The 22,925-nt window shown below is 42.9% G+C and carries 19 protein-coding genes, 5 tRNA genes and 1 rRNA gene; 20 read left to right on the top strand and 5 right to left on the bottom strand.

Features of this window, described 5'->3' with window-relative positions:
* Nucleotides 1-105: ribosomal RNA gene (rrf, locus tag C9I86_RS19165) — 5S ribosomal RNA — on the top strand; the annotation flags it as partial.
* A gap of 68 nt (nt 106-173) precedes the next feature.
* A tRNA-Asp gene (locus C9I86_RS19160) sits at nt 174-250 on the top strand.
* Nucleotides 251-405: 155 nt separating this feature from the next.
* Here the strand turns inward: C9I86_RS19160 and C9I86_RS20365 are convergent.
* From C9I86_RS20365 to C9I86_RS19140, 4 genes are all read right to left on the bottom strand, one after another.
* Nucleotides 406-540: a transposase gene (locus tag C9I86_RS20365; RefSeq protein WP_158258970.1), complete on the bottom strand. Its 135-nt coding sequence runs from the start codon at nt 538-540 to the stop codon at nt 406-408.
* A 246-nt stretch (nt 541-786) separates the two neighbouring features.
* Nucleotides 787-891: a winged helix-turn-helix domain-containing protein gene (locus tag C9I86_RS20360; RefSeq protein ID WP_255418395.1), complete on the bottom strand. Its 105-nt coding sequence runs from the start codon at nt 889-891 to the stop codon at nt 787-789.
* A gap of 441 nt (nt 892-1,332) precedes the next feature.
* Nucleotides 1,333-2,682, bottom strand: a complete 1,350-nt coding sequence (gene pssA, locus C9I86_RS19145) for a CDP-diacylglycerol--serine O-phosphatidyltransferase (RefSeq protein ID WP_080159324.1) — start codon at nt 2,680-2,682, stop codon at nt 1,333-1,335.
* 122 nt (nt 2,683-2,804) lie between these two features.
* The gene (locus tag C9I86_RS19140) at nt 2,805-3,236 is read right to left on the bottom strand and encodes a GNAT family N-acetyltransferase (RefSeq protein WP_107277203.1); all 432 of its coding nucleotides are present in this window, start codon (nt 3,234-3,236) and stop codon (nt 2,805-2,807) included.
* A 74-nt stretch (nt 3,237-3,310) separates the two neighbouring features.
* Here C9I86_RS19140 and murB point away from each other — a divergent pair, with 74 nt between their 5' ends.
* The 16 genes from murB (at nt 3,311) to rpoC (ending at nt 19,992) form a co-directional block, all read left to right on the top strand.
* Nucleotides 3,311-4,351: a UDP-N-acetylmuramate dehydrogenase gene (gene murB, locus C9I86_RS19135; protein ID WP_107277202.1), complete on the top strand. Its 1,041-nt coding sequence runs from the start codon at nt 3,311-3,313 to the stop codon at nt 4,349-4,351.
* Nucleotides 4,351-5,313, top strand: a complete 963-nt coding sequence (gene birA, locus C9I86_RS19130) for a bifunctional biotin--[acetyl-CoA-carboxylase] ligase/biotin operon repressor BirA (RefSeq protein WP_107277201.1) — start codon at nt 4,351-4,353, stop codon at nt 5,311-5,313. The genes murB and birA overlap by 1 nt, the downstream gene beginning before the upstream one ends.
* On the top strand, nt 5,313-6,044 hold the full coding sequence (locus tag C9I86_RS19125) for a type III pantothenate kinase (RefSeq protein ID WP_080159321.1): 732 nt from the start codon (nt 5,313-5,315) through the stop codon (nt 6,042-6,044). The genes birA and C9I86_RS19125 overlap by 1 nt, the downstream gene beginning before the upstream one ends.
* Nucleotides 6,045-6,140: 96 nt before the next feature.
* Nucleotides 6,141-6,216: transfer RNA gene (locus C9I86_RS19120), tRNA-Thr, on the top strand.
* Nucleotides 6,217-6,230: 14 nt separating this feature from the next.
* Nucleotides 6,231-6,315, top strand: a tRNA-Tyr gene (locus C9I86_RS19115).
* Between the two features lie 43 nt (nt 6,316-6,358).
* Nucleotides 6,359-6,433: transfer RNA gene (locus C9I86_RS19110), tRNA-Gly, on the top strand.
* Nucleotides 6,434-6,445: 12 nt separating this feature from the next.
* Nucleotides 6,446-6,521, top strand: a tRNA-Thr gene (locus tag C9I86_RS19105).
* A 100-nt stretch (nt 6,522-6,621) separates the two neighbouring features.
* The gene (gene tuf / locus C9I86_RS19100; protein ID WP_107277200.1) at nt 6,622-7,806 is read left to right on the top strand and encodes an elongation factor Tu; all 1,185 of its coding nucleotides are present in this window, start codon (nt 6,622-6,624) and stop codon (nt 7,804-7,806) included.
* Between the two features lie 242 nt (nt 7,807-8,048).
* Entirely contained in the window at nt 8,049-8,426 is a 378-nt protein-coding gene (gene secE / locus C9I86_RS19095) for a preprotein translocase subunit SecE (RefSeq protein ID WP_080158720.1), read from the top strand.
* An 11-nt stretch (nt 8,427-8,437) separates the two neighbouring features.
* Nucleotides 8,438-8,983 (top strand): transcription termination/antitermination protein NusG, encoded by a 546-nt coding sequence (nusG, locus tag C9I86_RS19090; protein WP_045038844.1) that lies wholly within the window; start codon nt 8,438-8,440, stop codon nt 8,981-8,983.
* A 125-nt stretch (nt 8,984-9,108) separates the two neighbouring features.
* Complete coding sequence (gene rplK, locus C9I86_RS19085; protein WP_080158719.1) at nt 9,109-9,537, top strand: 50S ribosomal protein L11; 429 nt, start codon at nt 9,109-9,111, stop codon at nt 9,535-9,537.
* Nucleotides 9,538-9,541: 4 nt separating this feature from the next.
* Nucleotides 9,542-10,246 carry a 50S ribosomal protein L1 gene (gene rplA, locus C9I86_RS19080; RefSeq protein ID WP_080158718.1) on the top strand — a complete coding sequence of 235 codons (705 nt, stop codon included), beginning with the start codon at nt 9,542-9,544 and terminating at the stop codon, nt 10,244-10,246.
* 251 nt (nt 10,247-10,497) lie between these two features.
* Nucleotides 10,498-10,992: a 50S ribosomal protein L10 gene (gene rplJ, locus C9I86_RS19075; RefSeq protein ID WP_036788959.1), complete on the top strand. Its 495-nt coding sequence runs from the start codon at nt 10,498-10,500 to the stop codon at nt 10,990-10,992.
* Between the two features lie 59 nt (nt 10,993-11,051).
* The gene (rplL, locus tag C9I86_RS19070) at nt 11,052-11,417 is read left to right on the top strand and encodes a 50S ribosomal protein L7/L12 (RefSeq protein WP_065168453.1); all 366 of its coding nucleotides are present in this window, start codon (nt 11,052-11,054) and stop codon (nt 11,415-11,417) included.
* Nucleotides 11,418-11,647: 230 nt separating this feature from the next.
* Nucleotides 11,648-15,673 (top strand): DNA-directed RNA polymerase subunit beta, encoded by a 4,026-nt coding sequence (gene rpoB, locus C9I86_RS19065; protein ID WP_107277199.1) that lies wholly within the window; start codon nt 11,648-11,650, stop codon nt 15,671-15,673.
* A 101-nt stretch (nt 15,674-15,774) separates the two neighbouring features.
* Nucleotides 15,775-19,992, top strand: a complete 4,218-nt coding sequence (gene rpoC / locus C9I86_RS19060; protein ID WP_080158716.1) for a DNA-directed RNA polymerase subunit beta' — start codon at nt 15,775-15,777, stop codon at nt 19,990-19,992.
* 178 nt (nt 19,993-20,170) lie between these two features.
* Here the strand turns inward: rpoC and rsd are convergent, their stop codons facing one another.
* Nucleotides 20,171-20,650: a sigma D regulator gene (gene rsd, locus C9I86_RS19055; RefSeq protein WP_107277198.1), complete on the bottom strand. Its 480-nt coding sequence runs from the start codon at nt 20,648-20,650 to the stop codon at nt 20,171-20,173.
* Nucleotides 20,651-20,799: 149 nt separating this feature from the next.
* On the opposite strand from rsd, the gene nudC reads away from it, so the two are divergent.
* Nucleotides 20,800-21,576: an NAD(+) diphosphatase gene (nudC, locus tag C9I86_RS19050; protein ID WP_107277197.1), complete on the top strand. Its 777-nt coding sequence runs from the start codon at nt 20,800-20,802 to the stop codon at nt 21,574-21,576.
* Between the two features lie 84 nt (nt 21,577-21,660).
* Complete coding sequence (hemE, locus tag C9I86_RS19045) at nt 21,661-22,728, top strand: uroporphyrinogen decarboxylase (RefSeq protein WP_080158713.1); 1,068 nt, start codon at nt 21,661-21,663, stop codon at nt 22,726-22,728.
* The last annotated feature ends 197 nt before the right edge of the window (nt 22,729-22,925 follow it).

The raw sequence follows: 22,925 nt of genomic DNA, 5'->3' as shown, positions 1-22,925 counted from the left end.
TAGCGTTATGGACCCACCTGATCCCATGCCGAACTCAGTAGTGAAACGTAATAGCGCCGATGGTAGTGTGGGGTCTCCCCATGTGAGAGTAGGACATCGCCAGGCTCAAATTTCGTTTTTATCTTTTATAAAGGTAGAGGCAACAAGTTGCATTTATGCTGAATAGACACTGCGGAGTGGTAGTTCAGTTGGTTAGAATACCGGCCTGTCACGCCGGGGGTCGCGGGTTCGAGTCCCGTCCACTCCGCCATTATTAAAGAAACCTGAATCGAAAGATTCAGGTTTTTTTTCGTCTGTAGAAAATGATTATCATAATGAGGTAGTGCAGTTGGTTAATACTCTTCTCTATATTATTCTAATCTGTAAAATTAACTGTTCAGGTTAATCCAATCTCTTGAACACATTTTAGTGTTGTTGTAACCAACTCCAATCTTGTTCTACTGGGTTAAGTTTAGGGAAATAGGGTGGAAGTCTGATGATACTGAGATTATTAAACTGATTGGCAATATCGATAGTGTGCCAATCTGCATCATTTTTCACCAAAAGCCTCACCAATTCCTCTTGCTGGGCATACTGAACCCAATAGATAACATATTCTAAATGCTGTTGTTTTATCGCTCTTAGTTGAGTTTCTCGCTCAGCCTAAAATACGGGTAGTCGTATTCTGTTGTCCAAACCTTACTTCATATTGAAACCATACATTGACCTTATTGAATCCTATATACTCTGTGATCTTAAGGATTGTTTTAATTTTAAATTTTTGAAATTATCCTGAATTTGTTGTGATTATTTCGAATGTTTTGACCGTGACGTTATCCACGAAAAGCCCGCGCGTTTAAGTAGATAATAGATAGAATCTGGATGGTAGTTTTTATCAAATTCTTTGAGAATGTAAGCGTGAATATACGTTCCTATTAATTGCCCACCAGAAGAGTCTTAAGCTTTAAGTTTAATATAATTAGATAGCTACTTACGTTGTTTAGGCGTGAGAAATGCAGGACACCACTACGCAGTTTTTCTTGGAGTGCTTTAAGGCAAGTAATCTCATTTTTATTTGGATTGTTTTTTATCTATAGAAAGTGGTTATGTTGTGCGGTAATTCAGTTGATTAATACCCCTACCATTATTTGGTATTCTCTCTAGTTATGGAGGTCATTATGTATTGGAAAGCTATATTTATGATTTTGCGCAGGGATTTGAATGTGTCTAAATACTGAAATAGGATGGCAGAGATAACTAATGAGAAGATGAGTTCTAGGGCGAGAAAGTCTAGTGGGTTGATGATAACGACAAGCGCAACAATAATCGTTATTGCTGCGCTTGATATTAGCGTTATAAAATTTGATTAAGGATATGATCGGCTTTAATTCGGCGAATTCGCTTAATTAATTTCTTCACTTGCAGTGGATAGCTGTCGATTTTCTCGATTTGTTTATAGCTACCAATTAATGTGGTGTGAGTCAGTATACAATCTATTTCTTGCTGAGTTTGCGGTGCGAGAAGTTGATTTTTATCATGAATAAGAATGGCGTTTTCTAAGTCAAGTTTCCATGCTCGAGGGTTTAAGTTATTACCTGTCACCAGCATGTATTGATCGTCGACCCAGATCCCTTTGAGATGGAAGCTATTATTATCATGTTTCCATAGATGAATCGCCAATTGGCGACTTGCGATTGCTGCTTCGTTACTTTTTGCAAAATTACGTAAGTTTACTTCATAAAGGTAAGGTAAACCTGCAATAGTTTTAAACGGCTCTGACGGTGGAATATAAAAGTCGTTTGCTGTTTTGTCACCAACAACAATAGTAACCTTAACACCACGTTTGAGGGCTTTAATAACTTCTTTGCTGACGCCGCGAGGGAAATTAAAATAAGGCGTGCAAATAGTTAGTTTATTCTGTGCACTGGCAATTAAAGTGCAAATATCTTGATTAAGCTGATTACGACGTTTACCTAAACCAATTAATGGCGTTAAACCTACTTCATCTGCTGCAATAGCTTCTGATACATAGTGGTAGCTTGCTTGTTGCAATTCTGCTCGAAGATCTTTTATTGCACTTTTTAATGATTTTGTGTCAGGGCGTACTGCTTGGTTTAGACAATTGACGGCATCACTTTCTACTAAGGTTTCAGTGATAAATTGTGCCATGCTATTTGCTAATTTGTTATTTTTTATAACGTGATAGCGGTCGTAGCGGTAGCGGTCGTGTTGTGCGAGATAAACATCATTAAGGCTAGCACCGCTGTATATTACGGTATCATCGATAATGAAGCCTTTTAGGTGTAAAACGCCAAAGACTTCACGATTTCGAACAGGTACGCCGAGGACTTCAATAGAATGCTGATATTTCTCGGCATATTCACGGTATAACGCGGCATTACCATCAGATTGACTTGCGCCTATAAGACCACGCTGAGCACGGTGCCAATCAACGAATACTTTAATATCTAATGCCGGGTTACGTTGTTTTGCTTCGTATAGCGCTGTCAAAATACCGCGACCAGCTTCATCATCTTGTAGATAAAGTGCAACAATATAAATACGTTGCTGTGCTGAATCAATTTCTTGGTACAAACGCTCCCTGAAAGAACTCGCGTCAAAAAGAGTCTCTAAATTTTCGGGCTTGTGCGCAATACGCGGCAGCTGATCTATTTGCTGCCTGTTAGCAATAGCTGAATCCATTATCGCCTCGTTTACACGATCTATAAGAAGATAAATTTGAGTTAAGGATCGAATTATATCAGAAAAAATAGCAAGTCAACCTATCTCATTGTCAGATATATAACTGCCTCACTAAATTGTGATTATGGTTGAACTTTATATTGCATTGGAATGAGTTTTTTTCCGCTATTACAATAACGTCCAAAGCGTTGTTGTAGATCATGAGGTAGCTGCTGAGGTGATAATGTAATAAACCCTACGTGTTGATATAGGGCTTCAAGTTCTATAAACGCAAAGCAATAACACGGTTTTTGTTTTATTTGTGGTATGGCGTGCTGGAGTAAATGAGTTGCTATTTTTTGACCGCGGAATTCAGGTTTAACGAGCATGCCTGTTAATAGTTGTAACTCGCCTATAGATTTAAACCTAACACAACAAACAATACCTTGTGGTGATTCTCCAACCCATAAAATTTCATCACGTTTGGCTTTCCCTGCGGGATAAAAATCTTTATAGAGTTTATTGATGATGGGTAATCGAATTAAATTTAGTTGCTGATAGTGGACTTGGCTCATGGGAAAACACTGCGTTGTGAGATTGAATCGGGTAAAATGAATCAAATAGTATAAAGATATGGTCCCAAATTAACATGAAAGTTTTACATGATCATGGGTTAGCGCCTTATCATACCTTTGGTATTGATGTTACTGCCACACAGATTATTGAAGCTGAAAATATTGATGATTTCATTCATATTTGGCACGATGCAAGTTTTAATAATATGGCTAAATTAGTTGTAGGACACGGTAGTAATTTACTTTTTTGTGAAGACTATCAAGGCGTGGTTATTCTTAATCGTATTAAAGGTATTACGCAAACAGAAACGTCAACGAGCTTTTGTTTACATGTTGGTGGCGGTGAAGATTGGCATCAATTAGTTTGTTGGTGTGTAGATCGTAATATTGGTGGTTTAGAAAATTTAGCGTTAATTCCTGGTTGTGTAGGATCATCACCAATTCAAAATATTGGTGCTTATGGTGTCGAGCTTAAAGATGTATGCCAATATGTCGATGTGCTTGATGTTATCACTCAGGAGATTAAACGCTACGACGCAGCATCTTGTCAGTTTGGTTACCGAGACTCTATTTTTAAGCATCAATTAAAAGATGGTCATATCATTGTTGCAGTTGGTTTTTGTTTGCCAAAAATGTGGCAACCTAAAATTGCGTATGCACCTTTAAATCAATTTGATATAGCAACGGTTACTCTTCGACAAGTGTTTGATACTGTGTGCGAAGTGCGTAAAGCAAAATTACCCGATCCCGCGGTGATTGGTAATGCTGGCAGTTTTTTTAAAAATCCGATTATTACAAAGAATATGCTAAATAAGCTACAGGTTAATTATCCAACCATGCCTAGTTATGGTGTTGATGAGCAACATGTGAAATTAGCGGCAGGTTGGCTGATTGATCAGTGTGGCTTAAAAGGCTATCAGGTGGGCGGTGCTAAAGTACATCCCCAGCAAGCGCTGGTATTAACTAATATTGGTACGGCAACAGCACAAGATGTTATTAGCCTTGCACAATATGTGGTTGATAGTGTAGTAGCAAAATTTGATATAGCATTGGAACATGAGGTGCGGTTTATGGCAGCTAACGTTGAAACGCATTTGGCCGAGATACAAGCATAATGAAAGAACATTCAACCCGTTTAGCCCTTATTCGTTTATTAGCTGATGGCCATTTTCATTCTGGTGAAAAATTAGGTCTGGCGTTGGGAATGTCGCGTGCTGGCATTGCGAAACAAATTAAAATTATTCAGCAGTGGGGCCTTGATTTATATAGTGTTCAAGGTAAAGGTTACTGTTTAGCTGCACCAATTGAATTACTTGATAGTCAACGTATTGCTAAATTGGTGAGTTGCCCTCAATTAGAGTTGATTCCTGTAATCGATTCCACTAATCAATATTTACTTAATCAAATCGATCAATTACCGAGTGGGGCTGTTTGTTTGGCTGAATATCAACAGGCAGGTCGTGGTCGACGTGGTCGGCAGTGGCAATCGCCTTTTGGTAGTAATTTATATTTATCTACTTATTGGCGTTTAGAGGCAGGTGTTGCGGCGGCGATGGGGTTAAGCTTGGTGGTTGGTGTGGCAATTGCTGAAGCGTTACAACAACTTGGTGCGCCTGATATTCGCGTAAAATGGCCCAATGATCTTTATTATCATGATCAAAAGCTAGCGGGAATTTTAGTTGAAATGACCGGCAAGGCGGGTGATGCTGCGCATTTAGTCATTGGAATTGGGTTGAATATTGCGATGCCTACGGCTGCGACAGCAATGATAGATCAAGCTTGGACTAATCTTAGTGCTGCATGTTTACCATTGCCATCACGTAATGTGCTAGCTGCGACGTTAATTGAGCGCATTCATCAAACCCTAACCGAATATGAAGAGGTTGGTCTCTGTGGTTTTGTTGAGCGTTGGAATAGAATAGATAATTTTTTAAATCGGCCAGTTAAACTGTTGATTGGTGATCGTGTAATTGAAGGCATTGCTCGTGGTATTAATGAGCAAGGGGCCTTATTACTGGAAAATGATGGTGATATTACTGCTTATGTTGGTGGTGAAATCAGCCTTAGAGGTTGTTAATGCAGTTATTAATTGAAGCGGGTAATACTTACGTTAAGGTTGCCCTATTACAAGTAAGTGGCCGAGTTGAGCTGATTGGTAAATATCCAAGTAAAAAATTAGAGTTAGTATTAGATCCTATTTTAGAACAAAAGATTAAACGGATTGTTTTTGCCAGTGTTGGACCTGTTGAAGTGGATAATACGATTCAGCGTATTGCACAAGTTGCGAATATCCCCGTGTTACAAGTAAAAACGATGCGTAAAGATTTTGGAGTTAAAAATGGTTATAACGAGTACCAATATTTAGGGGTTGATCGTTGGCTAACATTAGTTGCTATTCATCAAAAGTTTAAGCGTCCTACGGTTATCGTTGATATTGGTACGGCATTAACATTTGATGTTTTAAGTGGTGATGGAAAGCATCTTGGTGGCTGGATCGCACCAGGTTATCAGTTAATGATGAAAGTGGTACTGGAAAATACCACCAAGGTGTTTTCTGATCATGACCATAATGATCGCCTAAGTCTTGCTGACAATACGGCTGATGGCCTTAAAAATGGTTGTCGAGCGGCATTGATTGGCTTGATTGAATATGGCTTAAAAGAAGCCCGTGAAAAACTTGCTGTAGAGCCTGAAGTGGTGCTGTGTGGTGGTGGGATTCGTCATCTTCCTTTAGATGATATTAAAAATTATAATCACCGCTCAGAATTGGTTCTTGAAGGGCTTGCTTTGTATGCGAAATGTCGATAATGGATAAAATTACGTCAGTTGATAAAAAAAGCATAAAAAAAAAGCACTAAAGTATTGCATCAAAAATCATCATTATCTAGAATGCGCATCAATTAAGCCGACTTAGCTCAGTAGGTAGAGCAACTGACTTGTAATCAGTAGGTCACCAGTTCGACTCCGGTAGTCGGCACCAGTTTCAAGAATTTCGGTGGGGTTCCCGAGTGGCCAAAGGGAGCAGATTGTAAATCTGCCGGCACTGCCTTCGAAGGTTCGAATCCTTCCCCCACCACCATTATTCAAATAGTTAAATAGCGCTACGAGTAAAAAAAGTTTTTGCGGGCATCGTATAATGGCTATTACCTCAGCCTTCCAAGCTGATGACGCGGGTTCGATTCCCGCTGCCCGCTCCACACTTCTTGTGTGCTGATATAGCTCAGTTGGTAGAGCGCACCCTTGGTAAGGGTGAGGTCGGCAGTTCGAATCTGCCTATCAGCACCACTCTTCAGTCAATATTTATCAATTTGTTATATACTCAACAAACCCATGTTTGGTTGTGTGGTCGTAATGCCACTAAATACCGTGCCCAGAGGGACTATCCATGTCTAAAGAAAAATTCGAACGCGTAAAACCGCACGTTAACGTTGGTACTATCGGCCACGTTGACCACGGTAAAACAACTCTAACTGCTGCTATCTGTACTACACTTGCAAAAGTGTACGGTGGTACAGCGAAAGACTTCGCATCTATCGATAACGCTCCTGAAGAGCGCGAGCGTGGTATCACAATCTCTACTTCTCACGTAGAATACGATACTCCTACTCGTCACTACGCACACGTAGACTGTCCTGGACACGCCGATTATGTTAAAAACATGATCACTGGTGCTGCTCAAATGGATGGTGGTATCCTAGTTGTTGCTGCAACTGACGGTCCTATGCCTCAAACTCGTGAGCACATCCTACTTGGTCGTCAAGTTGGTATTCCTTACATCATCGTATTCATGAACAAGTGTGACATGGTTGATGATGAAGAACTACTTGAACTAGTAGAGATGGAAGTTCGTGAACTTCTTTCTGAGTACGATTTCCCAGGTGATGATTGCCCAGTAATCATGGGTTCTGCACTAGGCGCGCTTAACGGCGAAGCTGAGTGGGAAGCTAAGATTGTTGAACTAGCTGAAGCTCTAGATTCTTACATTCCAGAGCCAGAGCGTGCTATCGATCTACCATTCATCCTTCCAATCGAAGATGTTTTCTCAATCCAAGGCCGTGGTACTGTTGTAACTGGTCGTATTGAGCAAGGTATCGTACGTGTTGGTGACGAAGTAGCTATCATCGGTATCAAAGACACTATCACTACTACATGTACTGGTGTTGAGATGTTCCGTAAGCTTCTTGACGAAGGCCGTGCTGGTGAGAACGTTGGTGTTCTTCTACGTGGTACTAAGCGTGATGACGTTGAACGTGGTCAAGTTCTTGCTAAGCCAGGTTCAATCACTCCACACACTACTTTCACTTCAGAAATCTATGTTCTTTCTAAAGATGAAGGCGGTCGTCACACTCCTTTCTTCAAAGGTTACCGTCCACAGTTCTACTTCCGTACAACTGACGTAACTGGTACTATCGAGCTACCAGAAGGCGTTGAAATGGTAATGCCTGGTGATAACATCTCTATGACTGTTACTCTAATCGCACCTATCGCGATGGATGAAGGTCTACGTTTTGCTATCCGTGAAGGTGGTCGTACAGTTGGTGCTGGTGTTGTTGCAACTATCGTTGCATAAGTTACGCTAATATCGTTGAATTAAATTTGACGATAGAGCACTAAAAAGGGCATCATTTGATGCCCTTTTTCTACACTTCAACTTGAAACTGCGTGTTTTTTGTTCAAAGTGTAGAAGTGAAATTTCGTAAAGATGAAGTTTTTAATAATGTTATTAAAGGCTTAGACCTTTTCCTTCATCCTGACCTCGCCCTGCGGGGTCATTTTCGTCTAGATGATTAAGACTAGTTACAGGTTGGTTGTATGAAAGCAAATGCCGAAAACCAAGAAAGCGAAAGCAAAATGGATGGCCTGAAATGGGTCGTGGTTTTTGCTTTGCTAGCTGCTGCTGTGGTTGGTAATTACCTATACAGTGATGTTTCTGTTGTTCTGCGCTCTTCTGCCGTAGTAGCCCTTGTGGTTATTGCTGGTATTTTTGCTGCATTAACAGCTAAAGGTAAATCCGTGATTACGTTTGCACGTGAATCACGCATGGAAGTCCGCAAAGTAGTGTGGCCTACTCGTCAGGAAGCTACGCAGACAACCTTTATTGTTCTAGCAGTCACTGTCGTAATGGCATTAGCCCTTTGGGGTATTGATGGCATTATGGTCCGTTTAGTGCGCCTAGTTACTGGCGCGTGAGGTAAGAATTCATGATCGAAGCTCCAAAGAAACGTTGGTATGTAGTACAGGCATTTTCAGGTTTTGAAGGCCGTGTAGCGCAATCACTACGTGAACATATCAAAATTCATGGTATGGAAGAGCACTTTGACGAGGTTTTAGTACCGACGGAAGAAGTGGTAGAAATGCGTGCAGGTCAACGCCGTAAGAGTGAACGTAAGTTCTTCCCTGGCTATGTGCTTGTACAAATGGTGATGAACGATGAAACATGGCACCTTGTACGTAGTATCCCGCGTGTAATGGGGTTCATTGGCGGTACTTCTGATCGTCCAGCTCCGATTTCTGATAAAGAAGCCGATGCGATCTTAAACCGTTTACAACAAGCTAGTGAGTCTCCAGTACATAAAACAGTATTTGAGCCTGGTGAAGTGGTACGTGTGACTGATGGTCCATTTGCTGACTTTAATGGTACGATTGAATCAGTTGACTATGATAAGAGCCGTGTTAAGGTTTCTGTATCAATTTTTGGTCGTGCAACACCGGTAGAATTAGAGTTCGGTCAAATCGAAAAGAACTGATCAAATTCTGTTCAACTCGTATTGTCAGGGGCGTGGAATTAGGCTATAATTTCGCGCCCTTTCGTTAGACGGGGAGTCTATTTGTTTAAAAATAGACGTTTGAACCCAAAATTAGGTATATAGCAATGGCTAAAAAAGTAGAAGCTTACATTAAGCTGCAAGTTGCAGCTGGTGCAGCGAATCCAAGTCCACCAGTTGGTCCAGCTCTTGGTCAACATGGTGTAAACATCATGGAATTCTGTAAGGCGTTTAACGCTAAGACTGACTCAGTAGAGAAAGGTCTTCCGACTCCAGTTGTTATCACTGTTTACAGTGACCGTTCTTTCACGTTCATCACTAAGACACCACCTGCTGCAGTTCTTCTGCTTAAAGCTGCTGGTCTTAAGTCTGGTTCTGGCCGTCCGAACACTGACAAAGTGGGTACTGTAACTGAAGCTCAGATCCAAGAGATCGCTGAGACTAAAGCTGCAGACATGACTGGTGCTGACATTGAAGCTATGAAGCGTTCAATTGCTGGTACTGCTCGTTCAATGGGCCTAGTGGTAGAGGGTTAAGATAATGGCTAAACTGACTAAGCGCATGCGCGTTATCCGCGACAAAGTAGATGCTACTCGTGAATACGACATCACAGAGGCTGTTGCTCTTCTTAAAGAACTAGCTACTGCTAAATTCGTTGAAAGTGTTGACGTTGCTGTTAACCTTGGCATCGATGCACGTAAATCAGACCAAAACGTTCGTGGTGCAACTGTACTACCTAACGGTACTGGCCGTGACATCCGTGTTGCTGTATTTACACAAGGCGCAAACGCTGAAGCTGCTAAAGAAGCTGGCGCTGAGCTTGTAGGTATGGAAGATCTAGCTGCTCTTGTTAAGAAAGGCGAAATGAACTTTGACGTTGTTATCGCATCTCCTGATGCAATGCGCGTTGTAGGTCAACTTGGTACCATTCTTGGTCCACGTGGTCTTATGCCAAACCCTAAAGTTGGTACTGTAACTCCTAACGTTGCTGAAGCAGTTAAAAATGCTAAAGCTGGTCAGGTTCGTTACCGTAACGACAAAAATGGTATCATTCACACTACTATCGGTAAGGTGAACTTTGATGCCGCTCAACTACAAGAGAACTTAGAATCTCTTCTAGTTGCACTGAAGCGCGCTAAGCCGTCTTCAGCGAAAGGTACTTTCATTAAGAAAGTAAGCATCTCTACCACTATGGGTGCAGGTGTAGCGTTAGATCAGAACTCTCTGAAAGCTAACGTAGCGTAAACTAATTTGCAGAAGCGATAAGTTAGTGTATAATTTGTCGCTTCCGAATTCGTGGCTGAGGTTGATTGTTTTCAATTAACCTCCGTCAAAGACCGTAGGTGTTTTTCGGAACTTAATTTACCTACGTAGACGGTGCCAGAACATGATTGATGTAAGTCTTTTTTGGATCTGCGCCGTAAAACTCTCCTGTCAACCGGCAGTGAGTGGTGTAAATACTGGGGTTACCCAGAAATTATCCAGGAGCAAATCCAATGGCATTAAATCTTCAAGACAAAAAAGCAATTGTTGCTGAAGTCAACGAAGCTGCCAATGGTGCCCTGTCTGCAGTTGTTGCTGACTCTCGCGGTGTTAGTGTGTGTGCAATGACAACTCTACGTAAACAAGCTCGTGAAGCTGGTGTTTACCTAAGAGTTGTTCGTAACACATTAGCACGTCGTGCAGTTGAAGGTACTAACTTCGAATGTCTACAAGACGTTTTCGTTGGTCCTTCACTAATCGGCTTCTCTAATGAGCACCCAGGTGCTGCAGCGCGTCTTTTCAAAGACTTCGCTAAAGAGAATAAAAGCTTCGAGATCAAAGCTGCTGCATTCGAAGGCGCTATTGCCAACGCTGATGTACTAGCAACTCTACCAACTTACGACGAAGCTATCGCACGCCTAATGATGTGCATGAAAGAAGCGTCTGCTGGTAAACTTGTACGTACTATCGCGGCTGTACGTGATCAGAAAGAAGAAGCTGCAGCTTAATTGCCGCGCTTTATCTGATTACTATTTATACTTATTGTTGACTTTAAAAGAGAATTGTTATGTCTATCACTAACGAGCAAATCCTAGACGCAGTTGCAGAAATGTCTGTAATGCAAGTTGTTGAGCTTATCGAAGCTATGGAAGAGAAATTCGGTGTTACTGCTGCTGCTGCAGTAGTTGCAGGCGGCGCAGCTGCAGACGCAGCTGAAGAGCAAACTGAATTTGACGTAATCCTAACAGCTGCTGGCGCTAACAAAGTACAAGTTATCAAAGCTGTACGTGGCGCAACTGGTCTTGGTCTTAAAGAAGCTAAAGCTGTAGTTGACGGCGCTCCTGCTGCTGTTAAAGAAGGCGTAGATAAAGCTGAAGCTGAAGCTCTTAAAGCTCAATTAGAAGAAGCTGGTGCTTCTGTTGAAGTTAAATAATTATTATTTGATTTCATAGCCTTTTATGGCTATTGGCTGGTGGCAAAAATGCCACCGGCCTTTTTGCGCTATAGACCGGTGGTATTTTTACCTTGTTTTGTATCCACTGTCTGCGTAAAAAATATTCTAGTTTCATTAGAATATTCCTACTATAAAAAACAACGATTAGTCACTACCCCCGCATGTGATATGGGGTAGTTTGGATCACTTATCAGCGATCTGAGGAACCTATGGTTTACTCTTATACCGAGAAAAAGCGTATCCGTAAGGATTTTGGTAAGCGTCCACAAGTGTTGGATGCACCATACTTGCTATCGATCCAGCTTGATTCTTTCCAAAAATTTATCGAGCAGGATCCAGAAGGGCATTACGGTCTAGAAGCTGCCTTTCGCTCTGTTTTTCCAATCCAGAGCTATAATGGCAATTCCGAGCTGCAATACGTTAGCTATCGTCTCGGTGAGCCGGTCTTCGATGTCAAAGAATGTCAAATTCGTGGCGTAACTTATTCTGCTCCACTACGCGTGAAGCTACGTCTGGTCATGTATGATCGAGATGCGCCGGCTGGCACCGTAAAAGACATTAAAGAACAAGAAGTTTACATGGGCGAAATTCCGCTCATGACAGATAACGGTACATTCGTTATTAACGGTACCGAGAGGGTTATCGTATCTCAGCTGCACCGTAGTCCTGGTGTATTCTTTGACAGCGATAAGGGTAAAACCCACTCCTCAGGTAAAGTGTTATATAACGCTCGTGTTATCCCTTACCGTGGTTCATGGTTGGATTTCGAGTTCGATCCTAAGGATAATCTTTTCGTACGTATCGACCGTCGTCGTAAATTACCTGCGTCTATTATCCTTCGCGCACTTAGCTACACAACTGAACAGATTCTTGACATGTTCTTCGATAAGATTAATTTCGAAGTACGCGGCAAATCTCTAGTTATGGAGTTAGTACCTGATCGTCTACGTGGTGAAACTGCAAGCTTTGATATCGAAGCAAACGGTACTGTTTACGTAGAGCAAGGTCGTCGTATCACTGCTCGTCATATTCGTCAATTGGCGAAAGATGGCATTGATAGCATCGAAGTACCTGTTGAATATATCGTTGGTAAAATCGCAGCACGTGATTACATCAACGAAGAAACTGGCGAACTGATTGTTACGGCTAACCAAGAATTAAGCTTGGAAGCATTAGCACTTCTATCTCAGGCTGGTCATAAGTCTATTGAAGTTCTATTTACGAACGATTTAGACCATGGTCCGTACATGTCAGAGACACTACGTGTTGATAACAGTACTGACCGTCTAAGTGCATTGGTAGAAATCTACCGTATGATGCGCCCTGGCGAGCCACCAACACGTGAAGCAGCTGATCAATTATTTGAAAGCTTGTTCTTCTCAGAAGATCGTTACGATCTTTCTGCTGTTGGTCGCATGAAGTTCAACAGTTCTCTTCTTCGTGAAGAAATAACTGGTCCTGGTATCCTGAGCAACGACGACATCATTGAAGTGATGAAGAAGTTGATCGATATCCGTAACGGTAAAGGTGAGGTTGATGATATCGACCACCTTGGTAACCGTCGTATTCGCTCTGTGGGCGAAATGGCTGAAAACCAATTCCGTGTAGGTCTAGTTCGTGTTGAGCGTGCTGTTAAAGAGCGTCTAAGTTTAGGCGATCTTGATGCAATCATGCCTCAAGACTTAATCAACGCGAAGCCTATTTCTGCGGCAGTGAAAGAGTTCTTTGGCTCTTCTCAATTGTCACAGTTTATGGACCAGAACAACCCGTTGTCAGAAGTTACTCACAAACGTCGTATCTCGGCGCTTGGTCCAGGTGGTCTGACTCGTGAACGTGCTGGCTTTGAGGTTCGAGACGTACACGCGACTCACTACGGTCGTCTATGTCCTATCGAAACTCCTGAAGGTCCAAACATCGGTCTAATCAACTCGCTATCTGTATTTGCGCGTTGTAACCCTTACGGTTTCTTGGAAACACCTTACCGTAAAGTTGTAGACGGAAAAGTTTCGGATCACATCGAATACTTATCAGCAATTGAAGAAGGCCTATACGTTATTGCACAGGCAAACGCCGCGCTTAACGAAGATGGTTCTTTTGCTGACGAATTGATCACTGCTCGTCAGAAAGGCGATTCAGGTCTGCACCCACGTGACCATGTTCAATACATGGACGTTGCAACCAACCAGGTTGTATCTGTGGCGGCATCCCTAATCCCGTTCCTAGAACACGATGATGCTAACCGTGCCCTTATGGGTGCGAACATGCAACGTCAGGCTGTACCTACTATCCGTGCTGATAAGCCGTTAGTTGGTACTGGTATCGAGCGTCAAATCGGTGTTGATTCAGGTGTAACTGCTGTTGCTAAACGTGGCGGCCAAGTTCAGTCTGTAGATGCTTCTCGTATCGTTATCAAAGTTAACGAAGACGAATTGATTCCTGGTGAAGCAGGTATCGATATCTACAACTTGACTAAGTACACCCGTTCTAACCAGAACACATGTATTAACCAGCGTCCAACTGTACTACCTGGCGAGCCAGTAGCACGTGGTGATGTTCTTGCTGATGGTCCTTCAACAGACCTTGGTGAGCTTGCGCTTGGTCAAAACATGCGTATCGCGTTCATGCCTTGGAACGGTTACAACTTCGAAGACTCCATCTTAGTTTCTGAGCGTGTAGTTCAGGAAGATCGTTTCACTACTATCCATATTCAAGAGCTTTCTTGTGTGGCACGTGATACGAAGTTGGGTTCTGAAGAAATTACTGCCGACATCCCTAACGTGGGTGAAGCAGCGCTTTCTAAGTTGGACGAATCAGGTATCGTTTACATCGGTGCAGAAGTGAAGGGTGGCGACATCCTAGTTGGTAAAGTAACCCCTAAAGGTGAAACACAACTGACGCCTGAAGAGAAGCTTCTACGAGCTATCTTCGGTGAAAAAGCTTCTGACGTTAAAGACTCATCTCTACGTGTTCCTGGTAGTGTTACTGGTACGATCATTGACGTACAAGTATTTACTCGTGATGGCGTTGAGAAAGACAAGCGTGCTCTTGAAATTGAAGAGATGCAGCTGAAAGAAGCGAAGAAAGATATCACAGAAGAATTCCAGATCCTTGAGGGTGGTCTTCTTGCTCGTGTTCGTACGCTTCTACTATCTGCAGGTTACGGCGAAGATAAGATTTCTTCAATGAACCGCGATACGTTGTTTGCACAAACGCTTGACGACGAAACTTTACAAAACCAATTGGAACAGCTTGCAGAACAGTATGATGAACTGAAAGCTGAGTTCGATAAGAAGTTTGAAACTAAACGTCGTAAAATCACTCAGGGTGATGACCTAGCACCTGGCGTACTTAAGATTGTTAAAGTATACCTAGCTGTTCGTCGTCGCATTCAACCTGGTGATAAGATGGCAGGTCGTCACGGTAACAAGGGTGTAATCTCTAAGATCAACCCTGTTGAAGACATGCCTTACGATGAAAAAGGTCAGACTGTTGATATCGTACTAAACCCATTGGGTGTACCGTCACGTATGAACATCGGTCAGATCCTCGAGACTCACTTAGGTCTTGCGGCGAAAGGTATCGGTGACAAACTTAACGACATGCTGAAAGAACAGCAGGAGTTACATAAGTTCCGTAACTTCCTACAACGTGTTTACAATCTTGGTGATACTCGCCAGAAGGTTGACATTGCTGAACTATCAGACGACGAAGTACGTACACTTGTACAAAACCTTCGTAAAGGTCTACCTATTGCAACTCCTGTATTTGATGGCGCACCTGAATCATCAATTAAAGAATTGCTACAGTTAGGTGATCTACCAACGTCTGGTCAGCTGAAGTTGTTTGATGGCCGTACTGGTGATGCATTTGAGCGTCCTGTAACTGTTGGTTACATGTACATGCTTAAACTGAACCACTTGGTTGATGACAAGATGCACGCCCGTTCTACCGGTTCTTACAGCCTTGTTACTCAGCAGCCGCTGGGTGGTAAAGCTCAGTTCGGTGGTCAGCGTTTCGGTGAGATGGAAGTATGGGCGCTTGAAGCATATGGCGCAGCTTACACCCTTCAAGAAATGCTAACCGTTAAGTCAGATGACGTTAACGGCCGTACGAAGATGTATAAAAACATCGTTGACGGTGATCATCGTATGGAACCTGGTATGCCGGAATCATTCAACGTATTGTTGAAAGAAATCCGCTCGTTGGGTATCAACATCGAGCTGGAAGACGAATAAGATTAGGTTAGTCACCTATACTTATTAGTTACTCCGGTATAAATATGAAGGCGCCAGTAGTCCTGGCGCCTTTATGGGTCAACTCCTCACAGGAGCCGAATGTGAAAGACTTACTTAAGTTTCTGAAAGCACAACATAAGACCGAAGAATTTGATGCTATCAAAATCGGTCTAGCTTCACCTGACATGATTCGTTCATGGTCTTTTGGTGAAGTTAAAAAGCCAGAAACAATCAACTATCGTACCTTCAAGCCTGAGCGTGACGGTCTTTTCTGTGCACGTATCTTTGGCCCGGTAAAAGACTACGAGTGTCTTTGTGGCAAGTACAAGCGCTTGAAGCACCGTGGTGTGATTTGTGAAAAATGTGGTGTTGAAGTTACTCAGACTAAAGTACGCCGTGAGCGTATGGGTCACATTGAGCTTGCTTCACCTGTTGCCCACATCTGGTTCTTAAAGTCACTACCATCTCGTATCGGTCTGTTAATGGACATGCCTCTACGTGATATCGAACGTGTACTTTACTTTGAATCATACGTAGTTATCGAACCTGGTATGACCAACCTTGAGCGTAGCCAGCTGCTTTCTGAAGAGCAGTACTTGGATGCACTTGAAGAGTGGGGCGACGAGTTCGACGCGAAGATGGGCGCAGAAGCGGTTAAAGCACTTTTAGGCAACATGGACCTAAATGCTGAAATCGAAAACATGCGTGAAGAGCTAGAAGAAACTAACTCTGAAACCAAGCGTAAGAAATTAACCAAGCGTCTTAAATTGGTTGAAGCATTCCTACAGTCTGGAAACAACCCTGAGTGGATGATCCTGTCTGTACTGCCAGTATTACCGCCGGATCTTCGTCCGTTGGTACCACTAGACGGCGGCCGTTTCGCGACTTCAGATCTTAACGATCTTTACCGTCGTGTTATTAACCGTAACAACCGTCTGAAGCGTCTACTTGACCTGGCTGCTCCTGATATCATCGTACGTAACGAAAAGCGTATGCTGCAGGAATCTGTTGATGCATTGCTAGATAACGGTCGTCGTGGCCGCGCTATCACAGGCTCTAACAAGCGTCCTCTGAAATCTTTGGCTGACATGATCAAAGGTAAGCAGGGTCGTTTCCGTCAGAACTTGCTTGGTAAGCGTGTTGACTACTCAGGTCGTTCTGTTATCACAGTAGGTCCATACCTACGCTTGCACCAGTGTGGTCTTCCTAAGAAGATGGCACTAGAGCTATTTAAGCCATTCATCTATGGCAAGCTAGAGACTCGTGGTCTTGCGACTACTATCAAAGCTGCTAAGAAGATGGTTGAGCGCGAAGAAGCGATCGTTTGGGATATCCTAGACGAAGTTATTCGTGAGCACCCAGTAATGCTTAACCGTGCACCAACATTGCACCGTCTAGGTATTCAGGCATTTGAACCAACACTAATCGAAGGTAAAGCGATTCAGCTTCACCCACTAGTTTGTGCGGCATACAACGCCGACTTCGATGGTGACCAGATGGCGGTTCACTTGCCATTGACTCTTGAAGCACAGCTTGAAGCACGTGCTCTAATGATGTCTACCAACAACATCCTTTCACCAGCATCTGGTGATCCGATCATCGTACCTTCTCAGGACGTTGTATTGGGTCTTTACTACATGACGCGTGATCGTATCAACGCGAAAGGTGAAGGCATGTACCTTGCTGGACCAGCGGAAGCTGAGAAAGCATACCGTACTAAGACTGCAGAGCTTCACGCTCGCGTTAAAGTACGTATCACTGAATTTGTGAAAGATGAGCAGGGTAACTTTGTCGAGAATACTGGCTTAGTTGATACTACTGTTGGTCGTGCAATGCTATGGCCTATCGTTCCTAAAGGTTTGCCATTTAGTCTTGTTAACACTGAAGCACTTGGTAAGAAGCAAATTTCTAAGCTTCTTAACACTTGTTACCGTAAGTTGGGCATGAAAGATACTGTTATCTTTGCTGACCAAATTATGTACACAGGTTTTGCTTACGCGGCACTTTCTGGTGTGTCTGTTGGTATCGACGATATGGTTGTACCTGCGGCTAAGTACACTAAGATCGCTGAAGCTGAAGCAGAAGTTGCTGAAATTCAAGAGCAGTTCCAATCAGGTCTTGTGACTGCTGGTGAACGTTACAACAAAGTTATCGATATCTGGGCTACAGCCAACGAACAAGTTGCTAAAGCGATGATGGATAACTTGTCTTTTGATACCGTTATTAACCGTGACGGCGTTGAAGAACAACAGAAATCGTTCAACAGTGTATACATGATGGCCGATTCTGGTGCGCGTGGTTCTGCTGCACAGATTCGTCAGTTGGCGGGTATGCGTGGTCTGATGGCTAAGCCGGATGGCTCAATCATCGAAACGCCGATCACTGCGAACTTCCGTGAAGGTCTAAACGTACTCCAGTACTTTATCTCTACACACGGTGCTCGTAAGGGTCTTGCGGATACCGCACTTAAGACAGCGAACTCAGGTTACCTAACGCGTCGTCTAGTAGACGTTGCGCAAGACGTGGTAATCACAGCAGATGACTGTGGTACTCACGCTGGTATCACCATGATGCCTCTTATCGAGGGTGGTGATGTTAAGGAACAACTAGGCGATCGTGTTCTTGGTCGTGTTGTTGCTGAAGATGTCTTTATTCCTGGTACAGAAGAAGTTCTAGCACCACGTAATACACTTCTTGATGAGAAGTGGTGTGAGATTCTAGAAGCGAACTCTGTTGACCAAGTTAAAGTACGTTCTGTTGTAACGTGTGAAAACGACTTCGGTTGTTGTAAGTTCTGTTACGGTCGTGACCTTGCTCGTGGTCACCTGATCAACTCAGGTGAAGCAGTAGGTGTTGTTGCAGCGCAGTCTATCGGTGAACCTGGTACACAGCTAACAATGCGTACGTTCCACATCGGTGGTGCGGCATCAGCAGCAGCTGCAGATAATAAGATCGTAGTGAAAACTACGGGTTCTATGAAACTGCACAATGCGAAGTTCGTAACTAACAACGCTGGTAAGCTTGTAATTACTTCTCGTGCATCTGAGCTAAGCATCATTGATAAGCTTGGTCGTACGAAAGAGAACTACAAACTGTCTTACGGTACGTTGCTAACTAAAGGTGATGGCGCCGAGGTTGTTGCTGGTGAAACAGTAGCAAACTGGGAAGCTCACACCATGCCAATCATCACTGAAGTGGCTGGTCGTATCCAGTTCGTTGATATGATTGATGGCGTAACAGTTTCTCGTCAAACAGATGATCTAACAGGTCTATCTTCAAGCGAAGTAACTGATCCAGCAGCACGTCCAGCAGCAGGTAAAGATATGCGTCCAGCTATCAAACTTGTTGATGCAGATGGTAACGATGTAATGATCCCTGGTACTGAGATGCCAGCTCAATACTTCCTACCGGGTAAGGCGATTGTTCAGCTTGACGATGGCGCTATGGTTGGCATCGGTGATACGTTATCTCGTATTCCGCAAAAATCTAGCGGTAACAAGGATATCACGGGTGGTCTACCACGCGTTGCTGACTTGTTTGAAGCTCGTAAGCCTAAAGAACCCGCTATCTTGGCAGAAATTACCGGTGCAGTATCATTCGGTAAAGAAACTAAAGGTAAGCGTCGCTTGATCATCACTCCAAGTGAAGGTCAACCGTACGAAGAGATGATCTTGAAGCATCGCCAACTTAACGTTTTCGAAGGTGAAAAAGTTGAGAAGGGTGACGTAATTGCCGATGGTCCAGAAACTCCGCACGATATTCTACGTCTACGTGGTGTTCACGCAGTAGCAGAATACATCGTTAACGAAGTTCAGGAAGTTTACCGTCTACAAGGCGTTAAGATTAATGATAAGCACATCGAGACTATCATTCGTCAAATGCTACGTAAGGTAACTATCACTGTTGCTGGTGACTCTGATTTCCTAGAAGGCGAGCAAGTTGAATTCTCTCGCGTAACGATTGCTAACCGTCAGCTAGAAGCTGAAGGTAAGACACTAGTAAGCTTCTCTCGTGACTTACTTGGTATCACTAAAGCATCGCTTGCGACTGAGTCATTCATCTCAGCAGCATCGTTCCAGGAAACTACGCGCGTACTAACAGAAGCAGCTGTTTCTGGTAAGCGTGATGAGCTTCGTGGTCTGAAAGAAAACGTAATCGTGGGTCGTTTGATCCCTGCGGGTACTGGTTTCTCTTACCACCAACGTCGTCAGAATCAACGTAATGTTGAACTAGAGCCAGTAGCACCACAAGTTGATGCAGAGCAAGCCTCTCAAGACTTAGCGGCACTATTGAATGCAGGTCTTAACGACGAGAATTAATTCTTATCGTGACTGATTCTAAAAGGCATCCTTCGGGGTGCCTTTTTTATTGGCTGCGATTTAAGGTTTAGTTTGGGGTTGAGTTAGAAAGTGGGGAAAATGATCCCGAGGTGCGAGGAATAGGTGGCAGCAAGGTCACTGCCACAATAATGAGTGATGTTGCTATGGGGGCTGGTGGTTAAGCACCAGGAGGACAAGCAAGGCTATCACTGATTAATTCAATTAACTTATCTTCTAGCGCAAAGCGAGATTCCATTAATTCACCAAGCTGTGATAAATCATCATCAAGGGTATTTAATGAATCATTATCATTGATGGCGCCATAGCGGTCATTGAAGTTTAATAATGGTTCGGTTGTTAGGGTGATTTTTGCATAGAGGGCAGACATTTCTTCTGTGGGTGAAAAGCCTGTTTGATGCCAGCGTGCCATTACGTTATCGTAAATCTTGAAGTGACCCGCTGAAATATAATCAACGAGATCTTCGTTAAACAAACATAATTTGGACGCGGTAGGTAGGTGACGGTTTTCATCATTGGGCGTGATGCCGATTAGCTTACAGTAATCGATCAAAAGTTGCTGGCGCATCATTAGCCATTGATCAATAACATCGTTATGGCCGCCCCATTCTTTTTTAACTTGTTCAAATTTACTAAGCATGAGCACATCCTCATGATCTATCAGCATCTTAATGTCGATGCTTGTGCGATCCGGCTCTTGATATAAGAGATATGGTTTCGGATAAATATTCCGTTTCAAGATTAGATTGCCAGTAAATTTACGTCGCTGCAAGGATGAAAGTAATAAAAATGTTAAAAAATGAGAATATTGCTTATTGGTGTGTGATTAGAAATGGCAAGTTATTGTTACAAAAAGGGTGTTTGCCTTTATGTTCAAGTGAGCAGCTTGTTTGTAGTACTGTAAGTAAACGTATTGTGGGGTATTTTAATGCAATACCTGTGTATTGGTTAGTTGAAGACAGTGGTTTTGATGAGGCTGATTTCTTTAATTTAAGATGCTTACTGGCAGGTGATAGTACGTTATTTGCTTTGGCGGGAAGAGCGATACAATTAGCGTATATGCAGCACAGTCAGCGTTTCTGTTGTCATTGTGGGCACAAGTTGCAATTAGACGCCAATGTACTGGCAATGCAGTGCTCAAGTTGTAATAGCGTGCATTATCCTCGAGTGTCACCTTGTATCATTGTCGCTGTACGCAAAGGTAGCCAATTACTATTGGCTCAACATCCACGCCATAAAACCGGTATGTATACTGTGATTGCGGGATTTATTGAACCGGGTGAAACTGCAGAACAATGTGTTGCTCGTGAAGTGCTAGAAGAAACAGGGATAACGGTTAACAATATTCGTTATTTTGATAGTCAGCCGTGGGCATTTCCATCCAATTTGATGTTGGGGTTTATTGCAGATTATGCTGGTGGCGAGATCAAACCTGATTATGAAGAATTAACCGATGCCATATGGGCAACCGCAGATCAATTACCTGAAATAGCCCCGGCGGGAACCATTGCACGACGACTTATTGATACTGCTTTGATGATTAATGATGGAAACGATACGCATTAATCAAAGCGGGATAAATAATTGCACTCGGTTGTTAAGATTAATGAGTGCTACAATATGACCCAGAATTAACCCATGGAGTCTCAAATGAGCGAATTAAAGAATGACCGCTACCTACGTGCGTTGCTAAAGCAGCCTGTAGATTGCACACCTGTATGGATGATGCGTCAGGCTGGACGTTACTTACCTGAGTATCGTGCAACACGCGGTGTTGCTGGTGACTTCATGTCGCTATGTAAAAATGCTGAATTAGCCAGTGAAGTTACCCTTCAGCCTTTGAAACGTTTTCCATTGGATGCGGCAATTTTATTTTCTGATATTTTAACTATTCCTGATGCAATGGGATTGGGATTATATTTTGAAGCTGGTGAAGGCCCTAAATTTAGTCACCCAATTACCTGCAAAGCTGATGTTGAACGCATTGGTATTCCTGATCCTGAAGGCGAATTGCAATATGTGATGAATGCAGTACGCCAAATTCGTCATGATTTGCAAGGTGAAGTGCCATTGATTGGTTTCTCTGGTAGTCCATGGACACTAGCGACATATATGGTTGAAGGTGGTAGTTCTAAAGCTTTCACTAAGATCAAAAAGATGATGTACGCTGAGCCGCAAACATTACATTTATTGCTAGATAAATTGGCTGATAGTGTGATTGAGTATTTAAATGCTCAAATCAAAGCTGGTGCGCAAGCGGTAATGGTATTTGATACGTGGGGCGGTGTATTAACCCCTCGCGATTACAATGAATTCTCATTACGTTACATGCATAAAATTGTCGATGGTTTAATTCGTGAGAATGATGGTCGCCGTGTACCTGTGACGCTATTTACTAAAAATGGTGGCATGTGGCTTGAGCAAATTGCCGCGACGGGTTGTGATGCAATTGGCTTAGATTGGACGATTGATATTCATGATGCTAAACGTCGTGTTGGTGATAAAGTTGCCCTTCAGGGTAATATGGATCCATCGGTTCTTTATGCTCAGCCTGAACGTATTCGCCAAGAAGTCGCGACTATCTTAGAAGGCTTTGGTGATGCGGGTACTGGTCACGTATTTAACTTAGGCCATGGTATTCATCTTGATGTGCCGCCTGAAAATGCGGGTGTGTTTGTTGATGCTGTACATGAGCTATCAAAGCCATACCATAAATAACCATGGCTTTAGAAATACGCTGTAAAAGGTGTATTGAAGCCTAGGTTGATAAAAAACCACGCCATCTCGGTGTAATGCTGATCAGTTAAGCCCAAAATGATCAGTTGAACGATCCTGTAGATGTGTAAAAATCCAAGTGTATTTAATGCACTTGGATTTTTTTATGTTTTTAAGACAAGCACTTGAACAGATACATG

Origin of the sequence: Photobacterium sp. NCIMB 13483 (assembly GCF_003025475.1) — a bacterium.
Lineage (GTDB): Bacteria > Pseudomonadota > Gammaproteobacteria > Enterobacterales > Vibrionaceae > Photobacterium > Photobacterium piscicola.
This window is presented reverse-complemented; position numbering and strand designations above follow the sequence as displayed.